Here is a 10,842-nt window from a genome sequence, read left to right on the forward strand (position 1 = left end):
CGCCGAGGTCACAACAGTGGGTTTCTTCGCTTTACAAGGTTCTTTTAAAGTCTTGGTTATTAGACATTTATGGCTATTGCATGGTTAAACATTTTTGGTTAATTGCACAATTTTGTTTCACCAATGTTTAACCAAAAAAATAGCCTATGAATTTTCATTTTTCATATAAAGTTATTATTCGCAAAGATCGAATGTCGCCTCAGGGATTAGCACCAGTGTTATTGCGAATAATTATCAACAGGGTTGTTAGATATTATCATTTACATATATATATACACCCTAGTTTATTTGATGAAGTAAAACAGCGAATAAAAGGTAATAGCGAAGAAGTCCTTAAATGGAACTATCTAATAGGTGAAAGTGTTCGAAAGGCTGAGAACTATTTGTTCGAATGCTTAAAAGAACAAAAATCACCTACATTTGAAGAATTTACCTTAATTTTTGAAGAAAAAAGGCTGCGTGATAAAAATTCGCTATTCGATTTCATGCAGCACTATATTAATATCAACAAACATACCTATTCACCAAAAACAATCAGAAAATATCAAAGTGAGCTTAATAAATTAGCGAAGTTTAAACCAGTTATTCGCTTCTCCGATGTAAATGAATTATTTATACGTTCTTATGACAGATATATGCGAGAAACGCTCGGTAATAAAACTAATACCGTAGCTAAAAGTATGACTTTTTTAAAAAGTGTGTGTCAACTTGCTGTTTACGAAGGAATATTAACAAAAAATCCTTTTGTTGGGTATAAAATTAAACGAGTTCCAGGAGAACGCGAAACACTCAACGAAGAAGAGCTTAAACGCTTAATTTATATTTTTTATTGCCCGGAAGAATTTACTATAACTAAAAACGAACATTACTGCTTGTTTTATTTTCTTTTTTCCTGTTTTACAGGGCTTCGCTTTGGCGACTTAGAAAAATTAACAAAACAGCATATTAAAGACGATTATATTGAACTTATACAGGGTAAAACAAAATATAAAGTAGTTATCCCACTATCAAGACCAGCCAAAGATCTTTTAAATTTAATCGACAATTTAAACGATATTCACCCATCAGTCCCTATATTTAAACTATTTTCCAATGCAGCTACCAATCGTTTATTAAAAAAAATTGCTATATTAGCTAATATAAAAAAGCGATTAACCTTTCATGTAGCACGACATACTTTTGCTACTATTTCTATTAGCTTAAATATACCTTTATATGTTGTAAAAGATATGTTAGGACATCAAGATATCAAAACCACACAAATATATGCTAAAGTAACCGAACTAAAACGAAATAAAGAAATTGAAAAATGGAATAATTTTTTTTGATTAAATTATATTAAAACAATTTTTCCCAGCATTGTAGCTCCTGAGGTGTAAAATCGTTTTTGGTAACCCACTTATTTACCCATGCACTTACCGGCGAATACGAACGTACTTCGCCTTTTTTATCTATATAAACGTTGGTACCGCTACGAAGCTTAAAAACTTTACCAGGATAAATTCCAGTATTAACTCCATCGGCCTGGGCAGGCAGTTTTTTTAATTCCAGCGGTTCGCAACCTTCTTCGGGCTTATAACGTACTTTGCCATCAAATTTGTTCTCTAAAATTAATCCTGGTGATTTTGTGGCTTTTAAGAAAAAGTAAAATCCAATAATCATTAAAATAATGCCTACCAGCCAATAATTTTTATTACCGGTTTTAATGGATAAAATTCCAAAATAACCGGATAAAGGAACAGCAAAAGCAAGTACAATAGCAGATTGCGTTAGTGGATCTAAAAATTTAACTTTTTCTCTCATAAAATATGGTTTAAAACAATTTTTCCCAGCATTGAAGTTCCTGAGGTGTAAAGTCGTTTTTGGTAACCCACTTATTTACCCATGCACTTACCGGCGAATACGAACGTACTTCGCCTTTTTTATCTATATAAACGTTGGTACCGCTACGAAGTTTAAAAACTTTACCAGGATAAATTCCAGTATTAACTCCATCGGCCTGGGCAGGCAGTTTTTTTAATTCCAGCGGTTCGCAACCTTCTTCGGGCTTATAACGTACTTTGCCATCAAATTCGTTCTCTAAAATTAATCCTGGTGATTTTGTGGTTCGAATAGCCAATAAAACAAAAATTATTACCAGCAGAAGGACTAAAAAAGCATAATTTTTATTACCGGTTTTAATGAATAAAATTCCGAAATAACCGGATAAAGGAATAGCAAAAGCAAGTACAATAGCTGTTTGCGTTAGCGGGTCTAAAAATTTAACTTTTTCTCTCATAGAATATAGTTTAAAACAATTTTTCCCAGCATTGAAGTTCCTGAGGTGTAAAATCGTTTTTGGTAACCCACTTATTTACCCATGCACTTACCGGCGAATACGAACGTACATCACCTTTTTTATCTATATAAACGTTGGTACCGCTACGAAGCTTAAAAACTTTACCGGGATAAATTCCAGTATTAACTCCATCGGCTTGGGCAGGCAGTTTTTTCAATTCTTGCGGTTCGCAACCTTCTTCGGGTTTATAACGTACTTTGCCATCAAATTCGTTCTCTAAAATTAACCCGGGTGATTTTGTGGCTCGAATAAACAATAAAACAAAAATTATTACCAACAAAAGAACTAAAAAAGCATAATTTTTATTACCGGTTTTAATGGATAAAATTCCAAAATAACCGGATAAAGGAACAGCAAAAGCAAGTACAATAGCAGATTGCGTTAGCGGGTCTAAAAATTTAACTTTTTCACTCATCGTCTAAACGTTAAAATAAATAGAAATAGTAAAAACAATAACGATAAAAACAAGTATTTATTTAGTTGGTTTGGAACTTTTTTTACTACTATTTTTTCGACCGGGATTTCTTTTTTTATTATGATTTTCTCCGGTTTCACCAAGCTATGAATTTTTAATGTATCGTAATGCCTGATTATTTGTAATTGCAACCGTTCTTTTTCGAGATAAACCGTATCGACCGGTTTCGTTTCGATGGTAGTATCTAACTGTATGGACGGAATACGAATGGTATCTATTATACGAACAGTATCTTTACTGATTAATTCAGGGTGTTTACGAACCAGCCTGTTTAAACGTCTTTGTGGGCTGCACGCAACAAAACCCATAAAAAGCAACAGCAGGCATAATTTAATGCCTTCGTGCTTTACGATGACGCCGTTCGCGTATTTCCAAAATTTTTGCATAGATAGTTAAAACAGCTATAACTATACCGGTTATAAAACCAAACGCTTTTATATATGACTCTATATCATTGATATACTGAACCAAGCTACTGCTAATGCCAGATACGAATCCTATTATCGGATGTTTAGATAAAAATGATAGCATGTTATATACCTTGCATTATAAACCCCTGTTTATTAATGAAAAATGATTTAAAGCTAATGAAATTATCTCCACTAATTGAGTATGGATTAATATCTATTAGTTTATAATCAACGAACTTATCACCACCGCTTGGTATTATTGTTACAGCTACTGTTAAGCTTTGATTTATTATTATAAGATTTCCAACTCCTCGTTGCTTTGGATTAACAGAAGCTAAAGAATTTAAATTAATACTTTCCGTTGTTATATCAGATTTCAGAATGATTAAGCCAATAGGGTCTAATAACTCTCCCGAATAAGTACTATCAACTATTTGCAACGATTCAAAATGCTTGTATAAATAAAACGGATTATAATTTTCTGTATCGTTGGCTTTTAAATAATCGCTTAATTCAAACGATTTTTGCAAAACATCATAATCATCTGCTATGCCTCCCGGTGTTGTTTTGATACATACAAGCATATCGCCCTTTTCGAGCTTAATCGTATCTTTACCTTCTACACCAATTATACCATCGGCTACGACATAAAATTTGTCGCCCTTAGTGGCAGCCGGAATAGCTGTAGTTACTCTTGGGTCTAACGGATTAATATTTTCACTGCTTCCGCCAACTTTTACCCATTGATTGTTGCGTTTAACGTAATAATTGTCGTCGCTACCTTGACATATGTACTCGTTGTAAATAGTACCCGGTTTTGGAATAATAACTTCTGCCATAGTTGTATATTTTAAAAGTTTATACTATGTTATATTTTTGCTGAATGCCATATATTTGAATCCCTTGGCCATGGGCTAAATAATCGGGATTGCCCTCGTGTTTAAAAATAATGGGGGCTATTTTCCACAGGTCTGAAACAGCAATAGTATTAGTGCCTAATACTTGCTTTATTTCTTGTTTCATTGCCTTTCGTGCACTTTCGGGGTTCTCCGATGCTGGAGTTAAGCGGTCAATAAGTTTATCTATGGTATTATAACCTCTCTTAATCTGAGTTCTGGCATTGATTAACCATGCACGTATGCCATGTTCCAATGTGTCAAAACTTTCAAACACAAATTTTTGTCCCGGTTCGGGATATATTTTACCTTGCCATTTTTCGTTTGTATAACGCAAATGACCCGGATTGTTTTTTGCTCCTTTAACGATAGTCATATCTGAGTTGCTTTTTTTAACTTTTCGTAGTATAAGCCAAATTATAGCTATAATAATAGATGTAAACAATGCTATTAATATAAATTTCTTGGTTGTATTCATTTATTATGAATCTGATTTAAATGTAGAGGAATAATTGATGGGTATATTTGCTCTTATTAACCATTTCTTTATGGTAATGGTACCTTTTACGGTATAATTGTTTTTGCCGTAATTCGACAAACTCATGAGCAGATGTTCCATCGAAACTACTTTTTTAGGCGATAATTGAAAACCAACCTTTGCCATAAGGTTGCCATTGGGTAATAATTCTGTTGCAGATTCTTCCTGTTCTAATGAACTAACAAAATAGCCGTCAATATATAAATCGAGTTTCAGATTCGATATTTCGATGTTGCCGAACGGATTCGTAATAAGCAAATAGAGTGTGCCGGATAGCTCTTTTATCGAAACTTTTTTAAATTTAATATCTACAACCGAAAGGCTAAGCTGTGCTAATTTTTGCTTTATATAAACAAAAGCTATAATTAGCACAGCAATAATGATTAATATAATGAAGTACAGCATTTTCATATTTGAACGTCAAATTTTACAAGCATATCGTTAACTTCTTTTCGATCGTTTCCCCTAAGTTCGTCGGCTAACCATTGTATTAGATTACCCGAAAAACTACTGAACATTGATGTTGATTTTCGAACGCCGAATGCTTTTACAAGTGCATACCAATCGCTTTTGGTGCGAAGTTTTGCTATTACTTCTTTAATAGCATCTTCGTTGGTACCTGCCCCATCCATGGCAATAAACAATTTATCGGCCATTGATTTATAATCGGCTTGCGGATATGTAAGAGCATTGGATATAATGGCATTATCGACTTCGGATACCAATTGTTTGTCTTTGCCGGATTGAACAGCTTTTTGTATTTTCCGGTATATAATCCATATAATAATAATAACGATAAGCACTATAATTGCCCACGTTATTAATTTTCCCGGTGTTACGTTATTTATTTTCATAATGGCCTGGAATTATTTTTTTCCTTTTTTGCCTCTAAAGAAAATAAAATAAGCCGCAATAATAAGAATGACAACAACTACGGCAATAATAATCCATGTTTTATTGTTCTTTTTGTCCGGTTGTTCGGCATCTGAACTTTTTTCGATTGGCTGACCTTCTTCTTCGGTTGGTTTACCTAATATGCCACCTACTAATTTACCGGCACCGGCTAATATGTTTTTAATAGCCCCACCTTCTTCAACCGGTCTGCCTTCTCGTATGGCATCGGCTTTTGCTTTTTCTTTTTCAGCTTTGGCAAGTCGAATTGCATTTTTTGCTTCTTTTTTTTTCTTTTTCATTTCTAGTCTTTGTTTACGGCGTTCTTTGGCTGCCTTACCAAGTCCAAGAAAATCGCTGTAATCGGTTTCGTAACTTGCAGCATAAATATCGGTTAATTCGTCCGGAGTATTCATATTTAATAAATTTAAATGGTTTAACAATTTTTTGTTTTGATTTACAGCTAAATCGTAAAGAAATAATTTGTTGAAAATAGCATTCGTTCGTCCGTAATGCCCCATTTTGTCGTACTGAAGAACCTGGGTTAACGAGCCTAAAATTTTTGAAAGCGGATACCCCTGTTTAAGCAATTTTTTCATTGCATATTCGTCGGCCTGTTCTTCATTTTTGGTATTGAGAACCAAATGACCTTCTTCGTGTGCGATTATAAAATCTTTATACACGGGGTCCATGCCTTCGAAATGCTTTTTGCTTATATAAACAATACCATTTCGATGGTCGGCTCGTGCCGGTGTACCTTCGATGTACGGAACTTCTAATATGGCATTTACTTTTGTCATTATTTCTTTTTAGCTGCTTGTTTAACGCAATTTTGCCACTTCATAGTTGGGTGTGCTTTGCGTATTTCTTTTGCTTTTTTCATTATCTGCCTTCCTTTGGCAGCTAATTGAGCTTTAGTTAATTTAGCCATAATTTATTTTTTTTAAAAAAGAGGCTGCCTACGCCTTATTGATTAAGGTTTTGGCAAGCCCCTCACAATTTTTTTATTCGTCGTCTTCACCATCAAAATTGCTCCTTAACAAGCTTTGTGTTGCAGGTAAACCCGGCATCGCTTGTCTAACGGCATGTAAACGTTGCACGTTGCCAATACCTACTTTGGCAAAGGTGGAAGCTGCTTGCGAACGTTTGTTTTTCATGGCTACCGAAGCAGAAAGTACGCCACCGAAGAAGAAGGTAATAGAACATGTACTGCCTGCAATAATAGGAATACTTAATTCAACTTCGCTCGATGCAATAATTCCGGGCGTTGGAACAGTTACTATTTTGTCGCGGTAGGTATTTTCGTTGGTATATGTACCTAAGTCAATAATACGGCTTTGCAGATCTTTAAACGGACTTAATTCTTTATACACCATCTGTTGTTGAACTTGAGTAGCATCGCTTGAGCTAATACGTATTGCATTAAGATTAGTCGGGTTTTTCATAATAAATGACAATAATTCTTTAATGGTCTTTGGACTACCGGTTGCAGATAATGTTTTAGTGTCAACGGTTTTGATAGCTCCGTCAATTAGCCAATTATTGCCGGTAGCACCGGGATACCATGTATAACCGGGGAAAAGAATAACATTTTCGGTTGTGGTAAGGTCATTTTTAATATTGACTAGAAACACGCGACCGGCTGAATGTTCGGTAGCAAATGAAGTGTTTGGACCGCCAAAATCGAGCCATTGATCACCTTCACCGGTGTAATAGCTTTCGCCCTCGAAGCTGGAAAAATTGTCGTTTGCAAAATCTTGCAAATTAGCAGGCATTATGCTTGCTGATACTACGGCTGCAGGTGCAAAAAAGCAAGAACCTATTGCAGCTAAAGCGAATAAAATAACACTAAACTTTTTCATAAATTACTGATTTTTAAGGTTTTTTGATTAAACATTTTTTTTAACTGAAAATTTGATTTTTGGCTTTATTTCGCCCTTTCCGGTAACGTTGCCGGCATTGTCGTATAATACGACTTCTTGTTTCATGATGTACGATACAATTAATGTAACTACAACGGTAAGTACGACAAGAAACAAAAGATTTTTCCAATTGAAAGCTTTACCAACTGTGGTAGCTGCTTCCGATACAATGTTAGTTGGAGTTTGCATAATAATTTCTTTTTAAAGTTTTTTTTATTGTTGAAATACAAATATCTGTAGTTGTTTGCAGTAGCTTATTCTAATAGGTATATTTTTGCCTATAAAGATTAATTTTTACCCATTTTTGCAATAAATTGAAAAAGGCAGCGGTTTAGCTGCCTTTTTCGTTCACTCTATCTGGAGGCGGAAAATAATAAAAAAAACCTATACTATATAATTATATAGCACTCCGCCGATGGGTTCACTTGCACCATTCAATAATTCTTAAAGCTAATTTAATTCCTTCTTGTGATATTATCACTTTTAATTCGCCGTCTTTTCCGGCTTTTTCGCGTAGAATTTGTTTTGCATTTTCGATATATCGTAAAGCTTCTTGGTACGGGTCTTTTTTAATTTTTTCGGCTTGCATATATCATTTTTTTTACAAATATAATATTAATTGTCTGGTTCGCCAAGTTCCTCGTATATAACTCTGATTTCTTTTGGAGTAAATAAATATCCTTCGCGTTTGTTTTTAATGATTTTTTTACGCTTCAACCACGAGTACATTGTTTTATTACTCACTCCATATTTAGCAGCCAGCTCAGTTAAGGTCATGGCTTTGCAAACGGGTTTATTTTCTTCCATAATTTTAAAAAGAATTGTTTTACTAAATACATTTTATGTTCTACAAGACTTAGCGTAATGAGCTCATATAATCGTTGTTGACGAGCTTTTCGGTTGTTGAAATTGTATGTTTTAAACAGATTGTATATTTCTTCCGGGTCGATATTTAAATGCTTCGTGCAATAATTAAAAGTAGCCCTGTCGCAATCGTATTCGTTGGTAAATTTACGGCGGCGGCGGTGCCATTCGAGCAAAAATTTTAATTGATTTTCGCTGATTCGGCTGATAAACGGATAATTAACTTCAATTATTTTTTTGCTTTTTGCTACTCTTATATATCGAATACCATTGTTAACACGAATTCTGTAGGTTTTATAAAAAACCGGTATTCCCTGAAGCAGGTTTTCTTTAAATTTAATAAATTCTAACGGTTGCATGTTCGTATGGATTATTACTGTTCATAACTTGTTCGTAAGCTTTTATTACTTCGTCGAATGCTACTATATCGTTTTTCCGATACGTAGGATTGTCGCAGCGAAATATGGTTATATTATCGAGTACGCGAAACATTTCGGGCGGTACATACGAAAAACCATGAAAAAGAAAAATAAGATCCAGATTCTTTTGTTTGGAATCTAAAATAAATGCACGTACATCGTCGGATAATTGCCGGCGTATATATTTACTTGCATCTTCAAAAATAACCAGGGCATTGTATAAATGTGTGTTAATAGTATTAAGGATTTCGTCGGTATTACTGCCAAAAATTCTATAAACATTCGGTTTTTTCCATCGCGATAGCAAATCTGTATTAATAGCAGCCACATCTTTATACGCCGGATGGTCTATTGTGTCGGCAATTAATATTTTTTGACCGGGTAAAGCCTGACGATATGATTCTATGAGTTTGCGTACATAGGTAGTTTTTCCGCTGCCTCGACGCCCTAAAATTGCAGAAACATTGTTTATTCTGTAATTGCTCATACATCTAAGTTTTCGAGTTTAGAAAACAAGGGCAAATAACGTGGAACCGAAACATAAGCCAGTGCCGTAAATAACATAAATTCAGGACCAAGTTGAATATTATACTTAGAAAACACCTTAGCAAGTGGACTTTTAAGCATTTCTATTTCTTTTTCCTTATAGGGTACTTCGTCGCATAATTCTTTATAGGTTCGGTATTTTTCTTCGAGTTTTAAGTCTTCTTCGGTAAGCTCAACTTCGGGTTGTCTCTTTTTTTCGTTCAATGCTTTCAGCTGCTCGAGTTCTTTGCGTGTGAACATTGATTTCTGATACAGCCATGGCAATGTTAGTGTTTGCAAACCATCGAATAAAGCAATAGACATTTCGGCCTGCTCTTCGTATTCGCTTTCGGATAATCGCGGTTTTGACGGCTTTTGCGGTTCAATAGGAGGCTGATCGGGTGGAGGTGGAGGCGGTAATTCAAAATCGTCGGCATTGATAGCAGCTTTAATTTCGGTTGCAACATTGTCGGATGCAACATTTTCAGAGGCATTTAAAAAATCGCTTTGTTTTAAACCTTCGTTTTTAGGTTCGGTAGGTTCTTTCAGTATATCGATTAAATCAATATTACTGGGAGTTTCCGGTAGCTTCATATTGATTCAATTTATTGATAAATTGTAAAATTTCTTCCATTAACTTCGGATTGTCTTGAATTTTTCGTATGATGCCCGGAATTTTTGCGAACATCATACCGTTATCGGCAATTTTTTTTAAATTCAGCAAGTCCGAAACATTGCTGAATAGTTGCTTTCCTTCTTTTAAAAGCTTTTTCAGCTCTTTATTTTCAGTTAGAAGTTTTTTGTTTTCTTCATAAAGCTGAGAATACTGTTTAATTTCGTCAAATTGTGTCATATTATTGATTTTTAAGTTGATTTAAATATTCTATATCTTCTTTGGTAAGCATAAACTCATTGCGACGATGGAATGTATAGAGCATTTTTTGAATAAGTTCGCCATACGTTTTAGCATAACCGTCGCGTTTAGCTATTTCTAAAATTCCCCAGAAATATTCGCGATAGTTTTCGGGCAATTCGATTTGAATCGTTTTTTCTTTTTCGTCGAGCAACTCTTTTATGCGTTCTTGCATATCGGTAGCCGTTTTGCTGATGCTTTCGATGCTTTGTTTCAGCTGCTCGTTTTCCTGAACAAGTTCCGGTAGTGGGACTTCTTTTACAATCTCTTTGGGTTTTACATTGGTAACGGCTTTAGATACTGCTGTAATGAAAATCTTGCTGCGAGGCATGGTTTCATCGTCTCCGCGAAGAAGATATAAATTTTCATTTACATAATCGGCTTCTTCCTGACTTAATCGGATTGAAAATTGCGTTGGTAAAGGATTTTTAATTTCACTCATAATTTTTTTATTTTAAGGTTAAACATTCTTCATTTTTTTTCGTATATTTGCATGGGTTTTGGCATACACATGCAGCCATGTAAAAACCATAGCGACGACACTTTTATGGTTTATCCCGTTAAGGGCTCTTTTTGAGCCCTTTTTTAATAACAAATGCTGTAAGTAACCATTGCTTCTTTTTATTTTTATAAACTAATTCAACTACAAAT

At 34.5% G+C, this 10,842-nt stretch carries 19 protein-coding genes; 1 reads left to right on the top strand and 18 read right to left on the bottom strand.

The window, feature by feature from the left end; translation table 11 throughout:
* The first annotated feature begins 146 nt into the window (after positions 1-146).
* A complete protein-coding gene (locus HPY79_11580) occupies positions 147-1,328 on the top strand; it encodes a site-specific integrase (GenBank protein ID NSW46444.1) in 1,182 nt (393 codons plus the stop codon).
* 10 nt (positions 1,329-1,338) lie between these two features.
* Here HPY79_11580 and HPY79_11585 read toward each other — a convergent pair whose 3' ends face one another.
* The 18 genes from HPY79_11585 to HPY79_11670 all read right to left on the bottom strand — a co-directional run bounded on the left by HPY79_11585 (position 1,339) and on the right by HPY79_11670 (position 10,633).
* Entirely contained in the window at positions 1,339-1,803 is a 465-nt protein-coding gene (locus HPY79_11585; protein NSW46445.1) for a hypothetical protein, read from the bottom strand.
* A gap of 10 nt (positions 1,804-1,813) precedes the next feature.
* Complete coding sequence (locus HPY79_11590) at positions 1,814-2,278, bottom strand: hypothetical protein (GenBank protein ID NSW46446.1); 465 nt, start codon at positions 2,276-2,278, stop codon at positions 1,814-1,816.
* Positions 2,279-2,288: 10 nt separating this feature from the next.
* Positions 2,289-2,753, bottom strand: a complete 465-nt coding sequence (locus HPY79_11595; GenBank protein NSW46447.1) for a hypothetical protein — start codon at positions 2,751-2,753, stop codon at positions 2,289-2,291.
* Positions 2,750-3,199, bottom strand: a complete 450-nt coding sequence (locus HPY79_11600) for a hypothetical protein (GenBank protein NSW46448.1) — start codon at positions 3,197-3,199, stop codon at positions 2,750-2,752. The genes HPY79_11595 and HPY79_11600 overlap by 4 nt, the downstream gene beginning before the upstream one ends.
* A gap of 146 nt (positions 3,200-3,345) precedes the next feature.
* Entirely contained in the window at positions 3,346-4,062 is a 717-nt protein-coding gene (locus HPY79_11605; GenBank protein ID NSW46449.1) for a hypothetical protein, read from the bottom strand.
* A gap of 19 nt (positions 4,063-4,081) precedes the next feature.
* Positions 4,082-4,597: a hypothetical protein gene (locus tag HPY79_11610; protein ID NSW46450.1), complete on the bottom strand. Its 516-nt coding sequence runs from the start codon at positions 4,595-4,597 to the stop codon at positions 4,082-4,084.
* Positions 4,598-4,600: 3 nt separating this feature from the next.
* Positions 4,601-5,062, bottom strand: a complete 462-nt coding sequence (locus HPY79_11615; protein ID NSW46451.1) for a hypothetical protein — start codon at positions 5,060-5,062, stop codon at positions 4,601-4,603.
* 2 nt (positions 5,063-5,064) lie between these two features.
* The gene (locus HPY79_11620; GenBank protein NSW46452.1) at positions 5,065-5,511 is read right to left on the bottom strand and encodes a hypothetical protein; all 447 of its coding nucleotides are present in this window, start codon (positions 5,509-5,511) and stop codon (positions 5,065-5,067) included.
* Positions 5,512-5,523: 12 nt separating this feature from the next.
* Positions 5,524-6,348, bottom strand: a complete 825-nt coding sequence (locus HPY79_11625; protein ID NSW46453.1) for a hypothetical protein — start codon at positions 6,346-6,348, stop codon at positions 5,524-5,526.
* 204 nt (positions 6,349-6,552) lie between these two features.
* Positions 6,553-7,410 (bottom strand): hypothetical protein, encoded by an 858-nt coding sequence (locus HPY79_11630; protein NSW46454.1) that lies wholly within the window; start codon positions 7,408-7,410, stop codon positions 6,553-6,555.
* 27 nt (positions 7,411-7,437) lie between these two features.
* Positions 7,438-7,659: a hypothetical protein gene (locus HPY79_11635; GenBank protein ID NSW46455.1), complete on the bottom strand. Its 222-nt coding sequence runs from the start codon at positions 7,657-7,659 to the stop codon at positions 7,438-7,440.
* A 232-nt stretch (positions 7,660-7,891) separates the two neighbouring features.
* Positions 7,892-8,059, bottom strand: a complete 168-nt coding sequence (locus tag HPY79_11640; protein ID NSW46456.1) for a hypothetical protein — start codon at positions 8,057-8,059, stop codon at positions 7,892-7,894.
* 26 nt (positions 8,060-8,085) lie between these two features.
* Positions 8,086-8,277, bottom strand: coding sequence for a helix-turn-helix domain-containing protein (locus HPY79_11645; GenBank protein ID NSW46457.1), 192 nt, complete (start codon positions 8,275-8,277; stop codon positions 8,086-8,088).
* The gene (locus tag HPY79_11650) at positions 8,244-8,693 is read right to left on the bottom strand and encodes a hypothetical protein (protein NSW46458.1); all 450 of its coding nucleotides are present in this window, start codon (positions 8,691-8,693) and stop codon (positions 8,244-8,246) included. The genes HPY79_11645 and HPY79_11650 overlap by 34 nt, the downstream gene beginning before the upstream one ends.
* Complete coding sequence (locus tag HPY79_11655; protein NSW46459.1) at positions 8,671-9,240, bottom strand: hypothetical protein; 570 nt, start codon at positions 9,238-9,240, stop codon at positions 8,671-8,673. The genes HPY79_11650 and HPY79_11655 overlap by 23 nt, the downstream gene beginning before the upstream one ends.
* On the bottom strand, positions 9,237-9,872 hold the full coding sequence (locus tag HPY79_11660; protein NSW46460.1) for a hypothetical protein: 636 nt from the start codon (positions 9,870-9,872) through the stop codon (positions 9,237-9,239). Before HPY79_11660 ends, HPY79_11655 begins: the two co-directional genes overlap by 4 nt.
* On the bottom strand, positions 9,847-10,131 hold the full coding sequence (locus tag HPY79_11665) for a hypothetical protein (protein ID NSW46461.1): 285 nt from the start codon (positions 10,129-10,131) through the stop codon (positions 9,847-9,849). The genes HPY79_11660 and HPY79_11665 overlap by 26 nt, the downstream gene beginning before the upstream one ends.
* Position 10,132: 1 nt before the next feature.
* Positions 10,133-10,633 carry a hypothetical protein gene (locus tag HPY79_11670; GenBank protein NSW46462.1) on the bottom strand — a complete coding sequence of 167 codons (501 nt, stop codon included), beginning with the start codon at positions 10,631-10,633 and terminating at the stop codon, positions 10,133-10,135.
* Positions 10,634-10,842 lie beyond the last annotated feature (209 nt).

It is taken from the genome of Bacteroidales bacterium (assembly GCA_013314715.1).
In the GTDB taxonomy this organism is placed as follows: domain Bacteria; phylum Bacteroidota; class Bacteroidia; order Bacteroidales; family GWA2-32-17; genus Ch61.